This is a genomic window from Burkholderia sp. 9775_39, from assembly GCF_015712225.1.
Taxonomy (GTDB): domain Bacteria; phylum Pseudomonadota; class Gammaproteobacteria; order Burkholderiales; family Burkholderiaceae; genus Burkholderia; species Burkholderia cenocepacia.
The window spans coordinates 132,314-152,102 of sequence record NZ_JACCQC010000004.1 but is presented as its reverse complement, the minus strand read 5'-3'; the positions used below and the strand labels follow the sequence as shown (position 1 = coordinate 152,102).

General features: G+C 67.8%; 20 protein-coding genes. 12 read left to right on the top strand and 8 right to left on the bottom strand.

Annotated elements, in window-relative coordinates; translation table 11 throughout:
• Positions 1-33 precede the first annotated feature (33 nt).
• On the top strand, positions 34-1,053 hold the full coding sequence (locus H0X90_RS07500) for a threonine/serine dehydratase (protein WP_059720664.1): 1,020 nt from the start codon (positions 34-36) through the stop codon (positions 1,051-1,053).
• A 144-nt stretch (positions 1,054-1,197) separates the two neighbouring features.
• Positions 1,198-1,632, top strand: coding sequence for a DUF3574 domain-containing protein (locus H0X90_RS07495; protein ID WP_060268532.1), 435 nt, complete (start codon positions 1,198-1,200; stop codon positions 1,630-1,632).
• An 83-nt stretch (positions 1,633-1,715) separates the two neighbouring features.
• Here the strand turns inward: H0X90_RS07495 and H0X90_RS07490 are convergent, their stop codons facing one another.
• Positions 1,716-4,238 carry a penicillin-binding protein 1A gene (locus H0X90_RS07490; protein WP_077190675.1) on the bottom strand — a complete coding sequence of 841 codons (2,523 nt, stop codon included), beginning with the start codon at positions 4,236-4,238 and terminating at the stop codon, positions 1,716-1,718.
• A gap of 443 nt (positions 4,239-4,681) precedes the next feature.
• On the opposite strand from H0X90_RS07490, the gene H0X90_RS07485 reads away from it, so the two are divergent.
• The 4 genes from H0X90_RS07485 (at position 4,682) to H0X90_RS07470 (ending at position 8,081) form a co-directional block, all read left to right on the top strand.
• Positions 4,682-5,362: a PspA/IM30 family protein gene (locus H0X90_RS07485; protein WP_006487987.1), complete on the top strand. Its 681-nt coding sequence runs from the start codon at positions 4,682-4,684 to the stop codon at positions 5,360-5,362.
• A 90-nt stretch (positions 5,363-5,452) separates the two neighbouring features.
• Positions 5,453-6,631 (top strand): M48 family metallopeptidase, encoded by a 1,179-nt coding sequence (locus H0X90_RS07480; RefSeq protein ID WP_077056452.1) that lies wholly within the window; start codon positions 5,453-5,455, stop codon positions 6,629-6,631.
• 238 nt (positions 6,632-6,869) lie between these two features.
• Positions 6,870-7,301 carry a large conductance mechanosensitive channel protein MscL gene (gene mscL, locus H0X90_RS07475; RefSeq protein WP_006487991.1) on the top strand — a complete coding sequence of 144 codons (432 nt, stop codon included), beginning with the start codon at positions 6,870-6,872 and terminating at the stop codon, positions 7,299-7,301.
• Between the two features lie 333 nt (positions 7,302-7,634).
• Positions 7,635-8,081 carry a hypothetical protein gene (locus H0X90_RS07470; RefSeq protein ID WP_006488003.1) on the top strand — a complete coding sequence of 149 codons (447 nt, stop codon included), beginning with the start codon at positions 7,635-7,637 and terminating at the stop codon, positions 8,079-8,081.
• A gap of 66 nt (positions 8,082-8,147) precedes the next feature.
• Here the strand turns inward: H0X90_RS07470 and H0X90_RS07465 are convergent, their stop codons facing one another.
• The gene (locus tag H0X90_RS07465) at positions 8,148-9,041 is read right to left on the bottom strand and encodes an NAD(P)-dependent oxidoreductase (protein ID WP_006495594.1); all 894 of its coding nucleotides are present in this window, start codon (positions 9,039-9,041) and stop codon (positions 8,148-8,150) included.
• A gap of 134 nt (positions 9,042-9,175) precedes the next feature.
• Here H0X90_RS07465 and H0X90_RS07460 point away from each other — a divergent pair, with 134 nt between their 5' ends.
• Together H0X90_RS07460 and H0X90_RS07455 are read left to right on the top strand one after the other, a co-directional pair.
• On the top strand, positions 9,176-9,385 hold the full coding sequence (locus H0X90_RS07460; protein ID WP_006493215.1) for a dodecin: 210 nt from the start codon (positions 9,176-9,178) through the stop codon (positions 9,383-9,385).
• Between the two features lie 221 nt (positions 9,386-9,606).
• Positions 9,607-10,536, top strand: coding sequence for a LysR substrate-binding domain-containing protein (locus H0X90_RS07455; protein WP_006490213.1), 930 nt, complete (start codon positions 9,607-9,609; stop codon positions 10,534-10,536).
• A gap of 84 nt (positions 10,537-10,620) precedes the next feature.
• Here the strand turns inward: H0X90_RS07455 and H0X90_RS07450 are convergent, their stop codons facing one another.
• Positions 10,621-12,033, bottom strand: a complete 1,413-nt coding sequence (locus tag H0X90_RS07450; RefSeq protein WP_006490193.1) for an 8-oxoguanine deaminase — start codon at positions 12,031-12,033, stop codon at positions 10,621-10,623.
• A gap of 507 nt (positions 12,034-12,540) precedes the next feature.
• On the opposite strand from H0X90_RS07450, the gene uraH reads away from it, so the two are divergent.
• Both uraH and H0X90_RS07440 read left to right on the top strand, forming a co-directional pair.
• Positions 12,541-12,894, top strand: coding sequence for a hydroxyisourate hydrolase (gene uraH, locus H0X90_RS07445; RefSeq protein ID WP_006490200.1), 354 nt, complete (start codon positions 12,541-12,543; stop codon positions 12,892-12,894).
• A 51-nt stretch (positions 12,895-12,945) separates the two neighbouring features.
• Positions 12,946-14,139: a urate hydroxylase PuuD gene (locus tag H0X90_RS07440; RefSeq protein ID WP_006490217.1), complete on the top strand. Its 1,194-nt coding sequence runs from the start codon at positions 12,946-12,948 to the stop codon at positions 14,137-14,139.
• A 101-nt stretch (positions 14,140-14,240) separates the two neighbouring features.
• On the opposite strand, the gene H0X90_RS07435 is transcribed toward H0X90_RS07440, so the two are convergent.
• Together H0X90_RS07435 and H0X90_RS07430 are read right to left on the bottom strand one after the other, a co-directional pair.
• Positions 14,241-14,651, bottom strand: coding sequence for an ACT domain-containing protein (locus H0X90_RS07435; RefSeq protein WP_006495592.1), 411 nt, complete (start codon positions 14,649-14,651; stop codon positions 14,241-14,243).
• A 60-nt stretch (positions 14,652-14,711) separates the two neighbouring features.
• Positions 14,712-15,632, bottom strand: a complete 921-nt coding sequence (locus tag H0X90_RS07430; RefSeq protein WP_006490229.1) for a LysR substrate-binding domain-containing protein — start codon at positions 15,630-15,632, stop codon at positions 14,712-14,714.
• Between the two features lie 20 nt (positions 15,633-15,652).
• Here H0X90_RS07430 and H0X90_RS07425 point away from each other — a divergent pair, with 20 nt between their 5' ends.
• Positions 15,653-16,582, top strand: a complete 930-nt coding sequence (locus H0X90_RS07425; protein ID WP_006490219.1) for an aminotransferase class IV family protein — start codon at positions 15,653-15,655, stop codon at positions 16,580-16,582.
• 33 nt (positions 16,583-16,615) lie between these two features.
• On the opposite strand, the gene H0X90_RS07420 is transcribed toward H0X90_RS07425, so the two are convergent.
• Entirely contained in the window at positions 16,616-17,020 is a 405-nt protein-coding gene (locus tag H0X90_RS07420; protein WP_048989279.1) for a RidA family protein, read from the bottom strand.
• 149 nt (positions 17,021-17,169) lie between these two features.
• Here H0X90_RS07420 and H0X90_RS07415 point away from each other — a divergent pair, with 149 nt between their 5' ends.
• The gene (locus H0X90_RS07415; RefSeq protein WP_006490214.1) at positions 17,170-18,135 is read left to right on the top strand and encodes a LysR family transcriptional regulator; all 966 of its coding nucleotides are present in this window, start codon (positions 17,170-17,172) and stop codon (positions 18,133-18,135) included.
• 81 nt (positions 18,136-18,216) lie between these two features.
• Here the strand turns inward: H0X90_RS07415 and H0X90_RS07410 are convergent, their stop codons facing one another.
• Entirely contained in the window at positions 18,217-18,729 is a 513-nt protein-coding gene (locus H0X90_RS07410; protein ID WP_006495587.1) for an ureidoglycolate lyase, read from the bottom strand.
• The gene (alc, locus tag H0X90_RS07405; RefSeq protein ID WP_006490198.1) at positions 18,726-19,739 is read right to left on the bottom strand and encodes an allantoicase; all 1,014 of its coding nucleotides are present in this window, start codon (positions 19,737-19,739) and stop codon (positions 18,726-18,728) included. The genes H0X90_RS07410 and alc overlap by 4 nt, the downstream gene beginning before the upstream one ends.
• Between the last annotated feature and the right edge of the window lie 50 nt (positions 19,740-19,789).

Below are 19,789 nucleotides of genomic sequence, written 5' to 3'. Positions count from 1 at the left end.
TGCGGGTCGGCCCACTCCGCCACCCGCCACGTCATGTCGACTGAACAACAGGGCACCGCCCACACGACGATCGACGGCGAGCCGATTCCGACGCTCGACGAAATCGCCGCGCAGCATTTCGCGTTGTCGCCGTGGGTCGCGCGCACGCCCGTGTTCGAGCGCGCCGACCTGCCCTCCCTCGAAGGCACGCACGTCAACTTCAAGTTCGAGCTGCTGCAGGCGAGCGGCAGCTTCAAGGCGCGCGGCGCGTTCACGCACCTGCTCGCGCTCGACGAAGCCCGCAAGAACGCCGGCGTCACCTGCGTGTCGGCCGGCAATCATGCGGCGGCCGTCGCGTATGCGGCGATGCGGCTCGGCAGCAGCGCGAAGGTCGTGATGTTCCATACCGCGAGCCCGACGCGCATCGCGCAGTGCAAGCAGTACCGCGCGGAAGTCGTGCTGGCGGGCAGCGCATCGCAGGCATTCGACCTCGTGCGGCGCATCGAGGCCGAGGAAGGCCGCTTCTTCATTCATCCGTTCAACGGCTATCACACGATCCTCGGCACCGCGACGCTCGGCTACGAATGGGCGACGCAGACGCCCGACCTCGACGCGGTGATCGTGCCGATCGGCGGCGGCGGGCTCGCGGCCGGCATGGCGACCGCGCTGCGGCTCGCGAATCCGCGCGTGCACGTGTACGGCGTCGAGCCGGAAGGCGCCGACGCGATGAGCCGCAGCTTCGCGGCCAATCACACGATCAAGATGAGCGCGATGCAGACGATCGCCGATTCGCTGATGGCGCCGCATACCGAGGAATACAGCTACCAGCTGTGCCGGCGCCACCTCGACCGCATCGTCACCGTCTCCGACGATGCGCTGCGCGCCGCGATGCTGTTCCTGTTCTCGCACCTGAAACTGTCGGTCGAGCCGGCCTGCGCGGCCGCGCTCGCCGCGCTGCTCGGCCCGCTGCGCGAAACGCTGCAGGGCAAGCGCGTCGGCGTGCTGCTGTCGGGCACGAATACCGACCCCGCCACGCTCGGCATGCATCTCGCGCACGCGAAACTGCAGCACTGATCCCGACTCGGCGCGTGCAAACCAACCTAGGGTTATCCCCAGATTATGTTGACAGCCCTGTTGATAACCCGCCGGACCCGCACGCAAGTGGTTGAGCGCGCAGCGTTTTGCGCGCGCGAAGGTCGATCGTCACGAAATGGGCAGATGCGGCGGCTGGCCGCATGCACGGCGGTGCTCGCGCTGCTCGCCGGTTGCGCGGCGCCAGCCTCGTCCACCGCCGGCGCGCAATCCGCGTCCTGCACGCAACCGGGTGAAAGCCGCATGCTGCAGGCCGACCTGCTGTTCGGGCGCGACGTCGCCGGGCGCGGCCCCGTCACCGATGCCGAACGCGCGGCCTTCCTCGCCGACACGGTCACGCCGCGCTTCCCCGACGGCCTCACCTACTGGGACACGCACGGCCAATGGCGCGACCGCTCGACCGACAGGATCACGCACGAAGACAGCTTCGTGATCCGCATCATCGCCGACGATACGCCCGACACGCGCGCACGGCTCGCCGCGATCCGGCAGGCATACGTCCAGCGGTTCCATCAGCAATCGGTCGGCATCGCCATCGTGCCGGCCTGCGCGTCGTTCTGATTCACCGCGCTCCACTGCCGGCCGCGCACGACAAAACGGGCGCCCGAAGGCGCCCGTCGGCATGTCTGAAGCACGGCGTCCGCTTACCTGTTCTCGAACATGTCCATGATCTGCTGCTTCTCCTGCGGCGTGACGGGCGGCGGCGCCAGCCCGGCCGCGCCGGCCGAACCCAGTGCGTCGTTCGCGCTGATCGCGTTCTCCGCCGGGTTGATGTCGACGTTCGCGACGAAGCCGTTGCCCGGCGTGCGATCGGCGTAGTACAGCTCCCCGTCGATCGTGGTCAGGCCGTCCGGCATCGGCATCTGCTGCTCGGGCACGCCGTTCAGCGCGGTGCGCATGTAGTTCACCCAGATCGGCAACGCGAGCTGCGCACCGAATTCGCGGCTACCGAGGCTCTTCGGCTGGTCGAAGCCCATCCACGCGACCGCGACGAGCGACTGCTGGTAGCCGGCGAACCAGCCGTCCTTCGCATCGTTCGTGGTACCCGTCTTGCCCTGCAGGTCGTTGCGGCCCAGCGCGTTGGTGCCCGCGCCCGTGCCGGCCGTCGCGACCGAATGCAGCAGGCTGTTCATCACGTACGCGTTGCGGCCTTCGATCGTGCGCGGCGCCGTGCCGCCCGCGACCACCGGCTGCGACCTCTGCAGCGGCTGGCCGCGTGCGTCGTCGACTTCGGCGATCAGGTACGGGTCGACCTTGTACCCGCCGTTCGCGAACACCGCGTAGCCGGTCGCGAGCTGCAGCGGCGTCACGAGGCCCGCGCCGAGCGCCATCGGCAGGTACGGCGGCGTCTTCGCCGGATCGAAGCCAAAGCGCTGTGTCACGTACTGCTGCGCATACTGCGTGCCGATCGACGCGAGGATCCGGATCGACACGAGGTTCTTCGAACGCTGCAGGCCGGTGCGCATCGTCATCGGGCCGTCCGGCTGGTCGTCGTCCTTCGGCTCCCATGCGGTGCCACCCGGCACGCTCGGCGGGAAGTACAGCGGCGCGTCGTTGATCATCGTCGCCGGCCCGAGCCCCTTGTCGAGCGACGCCGAATAGATGAACGGCTTGAACGACGAGCCCGGCTGCCGCCACGCCTGCGTCACGTGGTTGAACTTGCTCTTGTTGAAGTCGAAGCCGCCGACGAGCGAGCGGATCGCACCGTCCTGCGGCGCAATCGCGACGAGCGCGCCTTCGACCTGCGGCAGCTGCACGACCTGCCAGCCCGTCTTGCCGTCCTTCAGCACGCGCACGACCGAGCCCGGCTTGATGCGCAGCGTGTTGTTCGCACGGGCGCCCAGCGCGGCCGCGACGAAACGCAGCCCGGCCGGGCCGATCGTCGTGGTCGCCCCGCCGACGAACTGCACCTCGACCGCGTTCGGCGACGCCGACAGCACGACCGCCGACTGCAGGTCGCCGTTGTCCGGGTGATCGGCGAGCGCATCGTCGATCGCCTCGTCGCGTTCGTCGCCGGCCGCGGGCAGGTTGATCGATGCCTCGGGGCCGCGATAGCCGTGGCGGCGCTCGTAGTCGAGAATGCCGCGACGCACGGCCTGGTACGCGGCTTCCTGGTCGGCCGAGTTGATCGTCGTCGTGACGGTCAGCCCGCGCGTATAGGTTTCGTCCTTGTACTGCTGGTACATCATCTGCCGCACCATCTCGGCGACGTACTCGCCGTGCACCGCGTACTGGTTGCCCGGCGTGCGCACGTGGATCTCTTCCTTGATCGCTTCGTCGTACTGCGGCTGCGTGATGTAGCCGATGTCGAGCATGCGCTTCAGGATGTATTCCTGCCGCACCTTCGCGCGCTTCGGATTGACGACCGGGTTGTACGCGGACGGCGCCTTCGGCAGCCCCGCGAGCATCGCCGCTTCCGCGAGCGTGATGTCCTTCAGGTCCTTGCCGAAGTACACGCGCGCCGCGGCCGCGAAACCGTACGATCGCTGGCCGAGATAGATCTGGTTCATGTACAGCTCGAGGATCTGGTCCTTCGTCAGGGCCTTCTCGATCTTGTACGCGAGCAGCATTTCGTAGATCTTGCGCGTGTAGGTCTTCTCGCTCGACAGGAAGAAGTTGCGCGCGACCTGCATCGTGATCGTGCTCGCGCCCTGGCGCGCGCCGCCGTGCATCAGGTCGGCCACGCCCGCGCGCAGGATGCCGACGAAATCGACGCCGCCGTGCTCGTAGAAGCGGTAGTCCTCGATCGCGAGCACGGCCTTCTTCATCACGTCGGGAATATCCTGGAAGCGCACGAGGCTGCGGCGCTCCTCGCCGAACTCGCCGATCAGCACGTGGTCGGCGGTGAACACGCGCAGCGGCACCTTCGGCTGGTAGTTCGTCAGCGCGTCGAGCGACGGCAGTTGCGGCGCCATCACGACCAGCGCGTAGCCGACGATCAGCGCGCCGACCACCGCCAGGGTCGCGAACAAGCCGACGAACCACAGCGCGACGCGCGAGCCGAACGTGCGGCGGCGCCCTCCGCCACCGCCGCTGCGCTGCTGCGCGCGGCGGCCGTCGTCGCGATCGTCGTCATCGGGGTAATAGGCTCCGGACGGCGAACGGCGCAGCGTGTAGTGGGGCTCGTTCCTGTCGGAAGAAGAAGGCGGTCGTTTGATAATTGGCATGTCGGAATGGCGGGCGTACGTGGCGCCCTCGGACGCATGCGGAAATGCAAGCGGATGAATCAGAGTGGGTGCATCGAGATGCGGCTGTCACGTCGACAGACCCCGCCGCGCGGCGATCCGTTCCCGCGACGTGACAGCGCATTTTAATGAAATCGCCCGGGGGCCTTCGCGATTTTTTGTAAAAATTCCCGCAATGCCGTGATTTGCGGAACGTATTGTCGGCATCCTCGGCCTATGATGGACACGCGATACGGCGCGCGCGGGCATTTTTCTTTCAGTCGCGAAAGGTTTGGCGTCCTGATGCGTGCGCCGCTTGAACTCGCGCGTTTAAGCCGTATTTAAGTGAACCGGTGGTGTAATATCCGCCGGCTCACGCGGGCCGGAACCGGCTCGCGACGGGCATTGCCGCGGTCACGCGGCGCCTTTCAACCACGGAGGATTTCATGTCGCTTTTCGACTCTATTTCGCGCACGATCAAAGGCCTGCTGAACGATGCGGCCGATTCGGTACAGGATCCGTCGCGCGACGCACGGCAGATCGTGCGGGAGCTCGACGACAGCATCGGCCGTGCCGAGAATTCGCTGATCGAGATCGAGGCACAGGTCGCGACCCAGCGCAGCAAGCGCGATGCGGCCGACGACAAGGTCAGGAAGTACGAGGACGGCGCGAAGCGCGCGCTGCAGGGCGGCGACGAAGCGCTCGCGCGCGAGGCGCTCGCGGCGCAGTCGAACGCGGAAGCCGAGCGCGATGCGCTCGCGGCCGAACTGACGACGCTCGAGCCGTCGGTCGACAAGCTGAAGGGGCAGATCGCCGACATGCGCCAGCGCCGCAACGACCTGAATGCGCGCTCGAACATCCTGCAGGCCAAGCAGGAAATCGCGCAGGCGAAGGACGTGGCCGCCAGCGCGCTGGGCGGCATCGGCGGCAAGAACCTGTCCGAGGACTTCCAGAAGCTCGAGGACAAGGTCGCGTTGCAGAACGCGCGCTCGGACGCGCGCCTCAACTCGGCCGACACGTCGAGCGGCAAGGCGCTCGACGACAAGCTCGCCGCGCTGAACAAGGGCCCGTCGGTGGAAGATCGCCTCGCCGCACTGAAGAAGCAGCTCGATACGCCCGCGCAGTAACCGCCATCGCGGGCCACCGCGCCGCGCCCCGGCCCGGGCGCGCGGCGCGAACCGATCGTCAGGAGACGGGCGCCTGCGCCCGGTTCGACCATGAAGAAATCTCTCGCCGCACTCGGCCTCTCGCTGATGTTGCTGTCGTCCGCCGCGTTCGCGGTACCGTCGCTGCAGCAGGTCGAGCAGTCGATCGCGCAGCGTGACTGGCAACGCGCCGACACGCAGCTGTCGCAAGTCATCGACGCCCATCCGAACAACGCGCACGCGCGCTACCTGTATGCGCAGGTGCTGGACCGCGAAGGCCGCGCGTCCGATGCGCTCGTGCAACTGCAGCGCGCGAAATCGCTCGATCCGCAACTGCGCTTCACCGACGCGTCGCGTTTCGCGCAAACGGAGTCGCGCATTCGCGCCGACGCCGCGCGCGTGAGCGGCAACACGCCGTCGGCCACGCAGGCCGGCACGCTGCAGCCGGGGCTCGCCCCCGCCGTCGCGCCGGCCGAAAAACACGGCCCGTCGACCGGCATGTGGATCGGCCTCGGGCTGATCGTCGCCGTGATCGCGCTGGTGCTGCGCTGGACGCTGCGGCGCGCGCGCACGGCCGACAACGGCCGCGCCGACGACGAACGCCGCACGCAGCTCAAGCGCGCGACCGACGTGCTGAACGACATCCGGCCGCTCAAGCTCGATGCGAAGCTGTCGACGGCGCCCGGCGCCGCGGCGCTGACCGGCGAACTCGAAGCGATCGAGAACGACGCGCGTACGCTCGTCGAAACGCTGTCGAACGGCAAGAATCCGGTGCCGCCGTATCGCGTCGACGAACTCGAACAGCGTCACGCCAGCGTGAAGGCGCGCGTCGAGGGCCGCCCCGACCCGGCCGCGCAGCCCGCGGCGCCGACGAACGGCAGCGGCTCCGTGTACGCGCAGGAAGCCGATCGCGTGACGGGCGCCCAGGGCCAGCCCTATCAGCAGCAGCCCTACCCGCCGCAACAACCCTATCCGCAACAGCAGCCGCCCGTCGTGATCCAGCAAGGCGGCGGTTTCGGCGGCGGGATGGGCGGACTGCTGACCGGCGTGCTGCTCGGCCAGGCGATGTCCGGCGGCCGCGATCGCGTGGTCGAACACGACGTGATCGTCGACGGCGAGCGCCGCCGGCAGGAAGCCGACCCGGGCTTCGACTTCGGCCGCGGCGACGATTCGAACTGGAGCGACGGCAACGGCGGCGGCGGGATGGACCTCGGCAGCAACGACGACGGCTGGACCGACGACAACACCTGAGCCCCTGCCCACCGGGCGTCGACGTGCATGTCGACGCCCTGACACGCACGCCACGCCCCGTTGCATGACCGGCCGCGCCGACGCGCGGATTTGTCAATCATTTCAAGATGGACTACCGGCAATGGGGCACGTTCGCTATCATGCGGCCATCGGCGTGCCACCGACCCTGATTCGACGCAAAGCAATCCTGCGCGTCGCGGCACGCCTCCTCTCGCCCCCAACCAGGAGAAAGCCGCTCATGAGCATCATCAAGGAATTCAAGGAGTTCGCCGTCAAGGGCAACGTGATGGATCTCGCCGTCGGCGTGATCATCGGCGGCGCGTTCTCGAAAATCGTCGACTCGGTCGTGAAAGACCTCATCATGCCGGTCATCGGTGTGCTGACCGGCGGTCTGGATTTCTCGAACAAGTTCGTTCTGCTCGGCACCATCCCCCCGACGTTCAAGGGTAATCCCGACTCGTTCAAGGACCTGCAGGCCGCAGGCGTCGCCGCATTCGGCTACGGCTCGTTCATCACCGTGGCGATCAATTTCGTTATCCTCGCGTTCATCATTTTCCTGATGGTGAAATTCATCAACAAACTGCGCAAGCCGGAAGAAGCCGCGCCGGCCGCGACGCCGGAAGACACCGTGCTGCTGCGCGAGATCCGCGATTCGCTCAAGCAGCGCTGATCGCCACGCGCTCCGCCCGCCAGGCCCGCCTCGTGCGGGCCTTTTTATTGCGTACACGATGCACCGCCGCATGCGGCCCATCTCATTTTTTTGTGACGAGCGAATGCACGCGCGGGAAAAGCAGGTCTATGATGGAGACTAAACGACAGTACGGGCGCCAAGACGCTGGCTGTGTCGATCATGGCGAGCAGGTCGACGGGAGACATTGATCGTCGTACTGCACGAATGCAGCATTTTCGTGTGCTATAAAGGATCGACATGCGGCGTACATAGCCGGGAGTGGGTCGCATGAAAGTGCCGCATTTCTTGCAATTGTTTTTGAGGCGAGTGTTTATGTCCTTCCCGAAAAAACGTCGGCGTGCGCCGCAGGATGGCCAGGAGTCGTTCCTCGCGGTCCTGCGTCACTCGAAACCGTTTGCCCAGCTCGACACCAAGATTGCCCGCGCCCGCGCGCAGGACGAACCCGTCCTCTATGCGCATGTGCTGCCCGGCCTCGACGTGCTCCTGTGCAGCGTGCGCGGCGCACAGCCGCCTTATCCGGCCATCGCCGAATTGCGCAAGCGCTGCATCGAATCGATCGCCAACGCGCTCGAGCAGCCGCTCGACGGCCTCGAGAACGGCGGATACTGGTACGAAGCAAACGGCTTCGGCTTCCTCGTCTTCGCGAGCCGCGCCCGTGCGCGCATCCTGCCCGAGTTTGGTGCAGGCACGAAAGCGAGCCTGCGCGGCGGCCTCGGCCGCCAGAACGCGGGCGACACGACACCCCGCTCGCTCGGCTGATCCGCCAGTCATTCGATGGGCCGCCTCCGGGCGGCCCATCTGCCATTCACACGCTCCGCTTGCCCGTCACGACACCTGTTGACGGCCGTTGTTCGGCCGCACGATGTCGATGAACGCGGCGAAATCGGCGCCGGCGAGCCCCTGTGCCGCGCCGAGCCTCAGCACCTGCTGCACGGTGGCCGACACGGGCATCACCGCGCCCGTGTCGCGCGCGGCGTCGGCGATGGCATCGACATCCTTCTGGAACGTCGCGAGCGCGCCGATCGGCGGATGGCCGCCCGACGTCATGCGCGGCACGAACGTCTGCAGCAGCACCGAATCGGCCCAGCCGCCGGCCAGCGCCTCGGCCAGGCGCGCGGCGTCGATGCCGCTCGCCTGCGCGAGGCCGACCGCCTCGGCGATCGCGGTGACCGTCGCGGTCACGATCGCCTGATTGCACAGCTTCGCCGTCTGGCCCGCGCCCGCGTCGCCCATGTGCGTGATGCGCGACGCATACGTATCGATCAGCGGGCGCACCGCGTCGAGATCGGCCGCGCGGCCGCCGGCCATCACCGCGAGCGTGCCGGCCTGCGCGCCCGGCACGCCGCCGGACACCGGCGCATCGACCCAGCCGACCCCGAGCGCGGCCGCGCGCGCCGCGTAGTCGCGCGTGGCGGCAGGCGGAATGCTCGAATGATCGACGATGCGCTGCAGGCGACGCGCATTCGCGCCACCGGAAAGCAGCCCGTGCTCGCCGAACACGACGTCGCCGACCGCACGACCGTCGAGCACGCACACGAATACCGTATCGACGCGCTCGGCCAGCTCGCGCGGCGTGCCGACTACCTGCGCGCCGTCCTTCACGAGCGCCTCGGCCTTCTCGCGCGAGCGATTCCACACGCTGACGCGATGCCCGGCCGCCAGCAAATGCCGAATCATCGGCGCGCCCATCAATCCCGGTCCGCAAAATCCGACTTCCACGATGTTCCTCGTCTCCGATATGGGTTGCACTTGCCGCCCATCATACCTATCACTCAAGAAGCCGGGCACGCACGGCGCCGTTGCGGGCGCGCGCCTTGCACCGGCCCATCATGCGAACGTCCCAGGGAGGCATCATGAGCGACCACGTGTACAAGATGATCGAACTGACCGGCTCGTCGCGGCAATCGAGCGACGACGCGATTCGCAACGCGATCTCGAAAGCCGGCAAGACGCTGCACAACCTGCACTGGTTCCAGGTGACCGAAACGCGCGGTCACATCGAAGGCGACCAGGTCGTGCACTGGCAGGTCACGCTGAAGGTCGGCATGCGCATCGACGACTGACGCGCGCACCGCCGCACCCGCCGCGCCGCGATCCGGACCCGCGCAATGCGGAGCCGTGCGGCGCCGCGCGCCCCGCATTGCACCCCGTTCGGGCCCCTTGTCGCGGCCCGGCCGCCGCGTGCCCACGGGTATCCATCTCTTGACGCTGATTTTCGTTCATATTAAAAACGATATACCCCACCCGCCCCTCGATCAGCCCAGCCATATAAACCGGAGATAACATGAGTCAGCAACGCGAGGCGATCGACACGTACCTCTTGCGCGTCTTGCACACCTTGTTGATGGAGCGCAGCGTCACGCGCGCGGCCGTCAAACTGAACCAGTCGCAACCGGCGATCAGCGCCGCGCTGCGGCGCCTGCGCGACATCACCGGCGACCCGCTGCTGGTGCGCGGCAAATCCGGCATGGTGCCGACCGAATACGGGCTGCGCCTGCTCGAGCCCGTGCAGAACGCGCTGCGTGAAATCGAGCGCATCAAGTTCCAGCAGCACAACTTCGATCCGGCCACGTCGATCCGCTGTTACCGGATCGGCTGCCCCGACTACCTGAACGTGCTGTTCGTCCCGACCGTCGTCGAACGCTTCCGCCAGGCCGCGCCGAATGCGACGCTCGAGTTCCATTCGCTCGGCCCCGCGTTCGACTACGAGCTCGCGCTGGAAGACGGCAAGCTCGACATCGTCGTTGGCAACTGGCCCGAGCCGCCCGAGCAACTGCACCTGTCGAACCTGTTCGTCGACGAAATCGTCTGCCTGATGAGCAATACGCACCCGTTCGCGAAGCGCGGCGGGCTCACGCTCGACCAGTACCTGAACGCACCGCACCTCGCGCCGACGCCGTACTCGGTCGGCCAGCGCGGCGCGATCGACGTGCATCTCGCGCGCGAGCGGCTCAAGCGCCACGTGGTCGTCACGCTGCCGTACTTCAACCTCGCGCCGTACGTGCTCGTGAAGTCGGACCTGATCTTCACGACCACGCGGCTGTTCGCCGATCACTACGCGAAGTTCCTGCCGCTGTCCGTCGTGCCGGCGCCGCTCGACTTCCCGCCGATGCAGTACTACCAGCTGTGGCACGAACGCTGCCATTACTCCGACGAAGTGCGCTGGCTGCGCAGCCTTGTCGCCGAAGCCACCCGCACGCTGATCGAGCCGTAACGGCCTGCACGCGCCCGCGCTTTCACGGCGCGGGGCGACGATGGCCGGGGGCGGCGCGCCCGGCCTGGCCGCCGCCGCGCGGCTTCAGCGCGATGCCTCGACGAGTGCGTGCGCGAGTGCATTGTGACGCTCGATCACGGGCGGCAGATCGAGCGTCGCCAGCCGCCCTTCCCGCACCACCACCTTCCCGTTCACCACCGTGTACGCCGTCTGCGACGGCGCGCAGAACACGAGCGCCGCGACCGGATCGTGCAACGCGCCCGCGAACAGCGGCTGCCGCAGGTCGAACGCGGCGAAATCCGCGGCCATGCCGGGTTTCAGCGCGCCGATGTCGTCGCGGTTCAGCACCTTCGCGCCGCCGAGCGTCGCGATCTCGAGCGCTTCGCGCGCGGTCATCGCGTCGGGCCCGAAGCCGACCCGCTGCAGCAGCAGCGCCTGGCGCACTTCCGCCACCATCTGCGCGCCGTCGTTCGACGCGGAACCGTCGACGCCAAGCCCGACCGGCACGCCCGCGAGCCGCATCTTCTTCACCGGCGCGATGCCGGACGCGAGCCGCATGTTCGAACACGGACAGTGCGCGACGCCCGTGCCGGTACGCGCGAACAGGCCGATGCCCGCATCGTCGAGCTGCACGCAGTGCGCATGCCACACGTCGTGGCCGACCCAGCCGAGATCTTCCGCATATTCGGCAGGCGTCATCCCGAACTTCTCGCGGCTGTACGCGATGTCGTTGACGTTCTCCGCGAGGTGCGTGTGCAGCGACACGCCGTATTCGCGCGCCAGCACGGCCGCGTCGCGCATCAGCTCGCGGCTCACCGAGAACGGCGAGCACGGCGCGACCACCACGCGCAGCATCGCGTAGCGGCCTTCGTCGTGATAGGTCTCGATCAGGCGCTGCGCGTCGCGCAGGATGTCGGGTTCGCGCTCGACGACCGAATCGGGCGGCAGCCCGCCGTCGCGCTGGCCGACGCTCATCGCGCCGCGGCTCGCGTGAAAGCGCATGCCGATCCGCTGCGCGGCGCCGATGCTGTCGTCGAGCCGGCTGCCGTTCGGGTAGATGTACAGATGGTCGCTCGACGTCGTGCAGCCCGACTGCAGCAGCTCGGCCATCGCGGTGAGCGTCGACACCTCGATCATCTCGGGCGTCAGGTGCGCCCAGATCCGGTACAGGTTCGTGAGCCAGCCAAACAGCTCGGCGTTCTGCGCGGCCGGCACCGCGCGCGTGAGGCTCTGGTACATGTGGTGGTGCGTGTTCACGAGCCCCGGGATCACGAGGTGGCCGCGCAGGTCGAGCACTTCGTCGGCCGTGTCCGGCAGCTCGGCGCTCGGGCCGACCGCGACGATCCGGTTGTCTTCGATGTAGAGCCCTGCGTCGCGCAGCTCGCGACGCGTGTCGTCCATGGTCACGAGCACGTCGGCGTGCTTGACCAGCAGGGTCGTCGGGCGGGATGAGGAGGGGTTCGGCGCGCGTGCGCCAGCGTGCTGCTCGAGATTCATGCGTTCTCCGCGTCGGTCTGCCTCCAGGGGCTGTCCTGGAGGCGGTCACACAGCCGTTCGAACGCTGAATCGCGGCACGCCCCGGTGCCTGCGTCCGTTCGAACGCCCTGGCCCGGTTACCCGGCGTGCTCGCCGTCTTCGGGGTACGCGCGGGCCACGGGCCGACGCGCACGGCGGGAGGATCGCCCAAGCGCGCGCCGCGCACAATGCGCGATCCGGAATACCGCCCTTCAGGGATTCGGTATGGTACGCCGCCCGCCGCCCTGCCGGGCGCCCGCAACCGCCGCTCGAAGCCCTATCCGGCGGGCCGTCGACAGCCGCTCATGCGCGGCGCATTATCTTTGATATCGCGCCCGTATTTGCGTGGGGAACCTTTTTACAATGCCTGCACGGCGCTCGCTTCACTCTCGCCGACGGGTATGTAGCCACGTGACGTGGAGCCTCGATCCGCCGCACAGTCATGGATCGAGCCGCCGCCGAACCTCGCATTCACACAAGGAACAACGAATGGGAAAGCTCACTACCCACGTACTCGATACGGCGCACGGCCGTCCCGGCGCCGCCATCAAGGTGGACCTCTACGCGCTGGACGGCGAATCGCGCCGCGCGATCAAGACCGTGCTGACCAATAGCGACGGCCGCTGCGACGAACCCCTGCTCGAAGGCGCGGCGCTCGCCGCCGGCGAATACGAACTCGTATTCCATGCCGGCGACTACTTCGCGGCGCTCGGCGTGAAGGTGCCCGAACCCCGCTTCGTCGACCGCGTCGTGCTCCGCTTCGGCATCGCCGACACCGCATCGCACTACCACGTGCCGCTGCTCGTGTCGCCGTGGTCGTACAGCACCTATCGCGGCAGCTGACATACGCATCAGCGCCCGCATCAAGACAAAATCTGAGTCTGGAGGAGTTTCATGGAAGGCTTCATCACCGACTGGCTGAACCTCGCGCTGCGATGGCTGCACGTCATCGTCGCGATTGCGTGGATCGGCGAGTCGTTCTATTTCGTCGCGCTCGACAACAGCCTGAAACCGCCGACCGACCCGAACCAGCGCAAGCGCGGCGTGTTCGGCGAGCTGTGGCACGTCCACGGCGGCGGCTTCTACAACATGCAGAAGTACACGGTCGCCCCGCCGGAAATGCCGGATGACCTGCACTGGTCGAAGTGGCCGTCGTACACGACGTGGCTGTCGGGCTTCACGCTGTTCTTCGTGCTGTACCTGCTCGCCCCGAACACGTACCTGATCGACAAGAACGTGCTCGACATGGGCCCGGTCGTCGCCGTCGCGTCCGCGCTCGGCTTCCTCGCCGCCGGCTGGATCGTCTACGACTCGCTGTGCCGCATCCTCGGCACCAACGACCGCGTGCTGGGCATCTGCGTCGGCCTGTACGTCGTCGTCGCGGCGTACCTCGCGTGCCACATCTTCTCGGGCCGTGCCGCCTACCTGATCGTCGGCGCGATGCTCGCGACGATCATGTCGGCGAACGTGTTCTTCGTGATCATCCCCGGCCAGCGCAAGATGGTCGACAAGATGCTCAAGGGCGAAGAGCCGAACCCGATCTACGGCAAGCGCGGCAAGCAGCGTTCGGTGCACAACACGTACTTCACGCTGCCGGTCGTGTTCGCGATGCTGTCGAACCACTATGCGATGACGTACACGAACAAGTTCAACTGGGTCGTGCTCGTGCTGATCATGCTGGCCGGCGCGCTGATTCGCCAGTTCTTCGTGATGCGTCACCGCGGCAAGCAGCTGTGGTACCTGCCGATCGGCGGCGTCGCGCTGCTGTCGGGCGCGCTGGTGTGGACGATGCCGAAGCCGGTCGCACCGGAAGCGCAAGCGGCCAACGCACCGAAGATCGTGATCAACGACATCATGCCGATCCTGCAGCAGCGCTGCGTCGAGTGCCACTCGGCCAAGCCGACGCTGATGGGCAGCGCGCCCGCGGGCGTGATGTTCGATACGCCGGACGAAGTGTCGAAGAACGCGCAGCGCATCTACGACCAGGCCGTGCGCCTGAAGGCGATGCCGATCGGCAACGTCACGCACATGACCGACGACGAGCGGACCAAGCTCGCCGCCTGGTTCGAGGGCGGCGCGGTCAAGTAAGCCGCCCGGCGCCGGCACGGTCATGCGCCGGCGCCATCCTCTCCGTTCGCGGGCCCGGTCACGGGCCCGTTTTTTTGCCCGCTCAGAATGCCCTGCGCGCGTCAGCCGCGCATCGCGTCGCGCTGCAGTGCGACGAGTGCATCGCGGGCGCGCGGGCCGTCGTCGAACGGCACGAAGATGTGATCGTGGTACGCGGCGGCCATCACGTTGCAACTGATGCCGGCCGCACCGAGCGCGCGTGCGAACGCGGCCGTGAGGCCGACGGCCGCGAGGTCGGAATGCACGGTGAGCGTGATCCAGGCGGCGCGGAACAGCACCGGCCAGCCGCGCCGGGCGGCCGTCTGCTCGTCGACCACGACCGTCAGCCCTTCCGCTTCGCGGAACGTCGCGATCACGTCGGATACCGATACGTCGGCGTCGTGCGGCAGCGCGATGAACGCGAACGCGCCCGGATGCAGTTCGGGCCGCATCGTGCGCAGCAGGACCGCGAGGTCGTTTTCAGGCTGGCTCATCGGAAGATCGCGCCCGGAAGCGGGCGTCGTGCAGTGGCGCTGCGGGCACGATAGCACGCGCTACACGCGCACCGTCGCGACTTCGTCCGCGAGCCAGCCGCGCAACGCGACGATGCGCGGATCATCCTGCAGGTGCGCCGGATATACGACGTGATACGCGAGCGCCGGCGCCACGTCGACGCTCACGTCGAACAGCCGCACGAGGCGCCCGTCCGCGAGATCGCGCACGATCATGTGCGGCTCGGCCAGCCCGACCGCCGCGCCGTCCGCCACGGCCTGCACGACGTGGCTGGAATCCGGAAACGCGACGCACCGGCTGTCGTCGAAACCTGCGACCCCGGCTGCCGTCATCCATGCCGACCAGCGCGGCCAGCGCACGCCGTCGACTTCGCAGTCGGCGTGGCACAGCGTGTAGCGCAGCAGGTCGCGCGGCACGCGCGGCGGCTGCCCGGCCGACAGCAGCGCCGGGCTGCAGACCGCGACGACCGACGTGCCGAACAGGCGCTGCGCACCTGCATCGCGGTAACGCCCGGTGCCGAAGCGGATCGCGACGTCCACATCGTCGTCGGCGAAATCGCGCAGGCGATCGGTGATGTCGAACGTGAGTTCGAGCGCGGGATGGGCGGCCCTGAAACGCGGCAGGCGCGGCAGCAGCCAGTGCGTCGCGAAGCGTGCGCCGACCGACACGCGCAGTTCGGTCTGCTCGCGCGCGAGGCGGCGCGCCCGTGCGGTCGCACGTTGCAGGCCCGCCAGCGCGTCGGCGGCCGCGCCGGCCAGCACGACGCCGGCGGGCGTCAGCCGGATGCTGCGGCTCGTACGGACGAACAGGTCCATGCCGAGTTGCGCTTCGATTTCCTTGATCTGGTGACTGACGGCGGCCGGCGTCAACCCGACCTCGTCGGCCGCCCGCGAGAAATTCAGGTGCCGCGCCGCTGCATCGAACGTCCTCAGCGCGCGCGTACCGGGCCACATGCGTTCCATCGATCTTCAAAAGGAATTTGATGACCGTCCGAAAACTACTCGTTTTTCATGACGCCATCAATGAGCAAACAATAGCCGTTCTTGAAGATGCCGCGCGCCGCCCCGTGCCCGCGGCCGAACCCGGAGATTTGCCGATGACCGCCGTATCGTTCCCGTCCGTCACTCAACTCAACGGCACGACCGCCGCGCCGGATGCACTCGCCGCGCTGGCCTTCGCGGGCCACGCGCATTTCACCGCGATGCAGGTCCGCGACGGGCGCGTGCGCGGCCTCGACCTGCATCTCGCCCGGCTGCGCGAAGCATCGAATGCACTGTTCGGGCAGGCGCTGCCCGACGCACGAATGCGCACGTTCCTGCACGCCGCGCTCGAGCACGCGCCATCGGCGCTGTCGCTGACCGCGACCGTTCATGCGACGAGCGGCGAATTCGTCGCGCCGCGCGCCGATGAAACGCTCGACGTGCTGGTGCGCACCGCGGCGCCGTCGTCGGGGCCCGCAGGCCCACTCGATCTCGCGCTGTTCGACTACGAGCGCGTGCTGCCGGCGATCAAGCACGTCGGCGAAGTCGCGAAAACGCACTTTCTGCGCCGCGCGGTCTCACGGGGTTTCGACGATGCGGCGTTCATCGATCGCCACGGGCGCATCAGCGAAGGCTCGATCTGGAATCTGGCGTTCTGGACCGGCGACGCGGTCGTGTGGCCGGTGGCCGGCATGCTCGGCGGTGTCACGATGGGCATCCTGCGGCGGCAACTGGCACGCCTCGGCGTCGCGCAGCACGACCGTGAAGTCAGGCCGGCCGACCTGCCGTCACTGGCCGGCGCCGTCGTGATGAATTCATGGACGCCGGCCATCGCGGTGCGCCGGCTCGGCACGGCGACGCTGCCCGATTCGTCGTCGTTCGTCGCGCTGCTGCATCGCGCGTATGAACACGAGCCGGCCGTCGCGCCGTGATGCAGGCCAAGCTGAAACCCAGGCGCCGAATGCTCATGCGTCGCCCGTCTCCGGCAGCCGCGCAATCACCTTGATCTCGAACTGAAACCCATACAGCCAGGTCACGCCGACGGCGGTCAGCGTCGGATGCGGTGCGTCGCCCCAGTATTCGGGCACGATCTCCCAGACCCGCTTGAACGTCGCTTCGGGATCGACGAGGAACACCGTCACGTCGACGACGTCGTCGAACGTGCAGCCGGCCGCGCGCAGCACCGCATTCAGGTTGTCGAACGCACGGCGCACCTGCGCGCCCAGTTCCGGCTCGGGCGAGCCGTCCTCGCGGCTGCCCACCTGCCCGGATACGAACAGGAAGCCGTTCGCGCGCAGCGCTGGCGAATACCGGTTGCGGTCGTACAGCGCCTGGCGACCCGGCGGAAAAACTGCGCTACGCTTTGCCATTCGACACCTCCATCGGTCTTGGGCGGCAGCCCGTGCATCAACGATGAAGGCACTTTAAGGACCGTTGCGCGGCGGATAAACCGGCAACCCTGTCCAACACTGTTTGAACATCCCAAACAATCCTGCGACCGACGCGGAGCCCCGACCCGATGGATCGATTCGACGCAATGCAGGCGTTCGCCCGCGTGGTGGAAGCCGGCAGCTTCACGAAGGCAGCCGACACGCTGCACATGAGCCGCACCACCGTCACGCAACTGGTGCAGCAGCTCGAAGCGCGGCTGCGCGTGAAGCTGTTCAACCGCACGACCCGCAAGGTCGTCGTCACGGCCGACGGCGCCGCGTACTACGAACGTGTCGTGCGGCTGCTGGCCGACATGGACGATGCCGAAACGAGCCTGTCCGCGGCGTCGGCGTCGCCGCGCGGGCGGCTGCGGGTGGACGTGCCGAGCCCGTTCGCGCGCCTGATCCTGATCCCGGCGCTACCCGCGTTTCATGCGCGCCATCCGGACATCCAGCTCGACATGGGCGTGAGCGACCGCGTGGTCGACGTGATCGGCGAGAACGTCGATTGCGTCGTGCGCGGCGGCGAGCCGACCGACCGCTCGCTGGTCGCGCGCCACATCGGCGACCTGCGGCTCGGCGTGTACGCATCGCCCGCCTATCTCGCGCGCGCCGGCACGCCGTCGCATCCGGCCGAACTCGACGACGCGCATCATCGCGTCGTCGGCTTCCTGTGGGCGCGCACCGGCAAGACGCTGCCGTTCGCGATGGCATGCGACGGCGAGCAAGTCCACGTGCGTGGGCGCTACGTGCTCGCGGTCGATGACGGCAATGCGTACCTCGCAGCCGGCCTCGCGGGGCTCGGCATCCTGTGGCTGCCCGACTACATGGCCGCCGCGTATCGCGCGAACGGCGAACTGGTGCCGCTGTTCGCGCAATGGCAACTCGAACCGATGCCGATGTACGTCGCCTTCCCGCCGAACCGGCACGTCAGCGCGAAGCTTCGCGTGTTCGTCGACTGGGTGGCCGAGCTGATGACGCAGCATGCGCCGGTCGCCACCCGGCGGCGCGGCGGCCAGGGTTCGCGCGCGATGCGCCAGTCCTCGTCCATCTGATTCACGCGCTGGCGAGCGTCCATGAAAAAACCCGCGCAGGCCGCGCGGGTTTCGACGGGAGGACGATCGGATCGGCCTGACTCAGGCCGTCACCGCATCCAGTGCATCCTCGGTGAGCCACAGCGATTCCGGCAGATCCTGCTCGTTCAGGTTCAGGCCGTCACCACCGCGATCGACGACGATGAAGTCGCTGACGCCGCCGAGCGCGATCAGCGGGTGATGCCACACGCCCTTCGCGTAGTTGACGCCCTGCCAGCCGCTCGTCACGAACGCACGGATCTTCGCCGGGTCGAGATCGCCCGCGGGCGCGACGACGACGAGATACGGCTGGTCGTTCAGCGGCACGAACGCCTGGCTGCCGAGCGGGTGCCGCTCCAGCATCTTCACTTCGAACGGCAGCGTGCGCGGCTGGCCGCGGAACAGGTTGACGAGCGTGCGGCCGCCTTCATCGGTCACGTCGACTTTCGCGAGATCGTGAAAGCGGATCGTCGTGCCGAGGTTGATCGGGATCTGCTTCGCCCCTTCCGTTTCGATCACGTCGCCGAACGGCGCGAAGGCTTCCTTGGTCAGCGGTTCGATGGCAAGCGTCTTCATTTGTCGAGCGTCCCCCACAGACGCAGGCGCGACACGCCGCCGTCCGGAATGATGTTCAGTCGCACGTGCGTGACGGGGCCGAGCGACGCGATGTCCTGTTCGAAGTAGTGCTGCTTGTCCATCTGCAGCTTCTGTTCGCCGAGCAGCACCGGCCAGAACATCGACTGCGTGATCAGCGAGCTGTCCGTGCCGCCCGACACGTACGCGGCCTGGATCGAGCAGCGATCCGGATAGTTGCCCTTGAAGAACGCGGTATCGACTTCGATCTTGCGGATCACGCCCGGCTGCGCGAGCGCGATGATCGCCCAGTCGTTGCCCGGCTCGCGGCGGCGGCGGGTTTCCCAGCCGTCGCCCATGTTCACGCCGCGGCCCGGCAGCAGCAGGTTCGACGCGACGCCAAAGTGCTGGTTGTTCGCGGCCACCACGTAACCGCCGTTTTCCATCGCCGCGAGGTCGAACTGCTCGGTCGCGCTCGCGCCGGCCCAGTCGAGCTGCGGCTGGCCGTACACGCGCAGGCGCGCGATGCCGCCGTCCGGGTAGATGTTTACGCGCAGATGCGTGAACGCCCGTGCGTCGTGCGCTTCGACGTAGTGATGGCTGTTGCCCTGCAGCGTCGTCGACGGCACGATCTCGACCCACTCGGTCGCATGCGTCGGCGCGCCGTCGGCCACGAACGCGGCCTCGATCGACGCGGCCGGCGGGAAGTTGCCGGTGAAATGGCTCGTGTCGATGTCGAAGCCCTTGATCACGCCCGGGCGCGCGAGCTTGACGATGCACCAGTCGTAGCCGGTCGTACGCTTGCGGCGCGTTTCCCAGCCGTCCATCCACTTGCCGTGGTCGTCGTACTTGCCGGGAATGAAGACGGCCGGCTCGGGGTTCAGCATCCGGTCCTTCGGCGCGAAGAAGTCGTCGCTGGCCTCGAGCGCCTGCGCACCGAGACGCGGGTCGGCAAGATTCACGTAGCGCCGCGTGAAATCGGGTGCGTTCGGATCGAGAAGCGGAACAGCCATGATGTTTCCTTGTTTCAGTGAGGCGATCAGGCCGCTGCGACGCAGCAGGC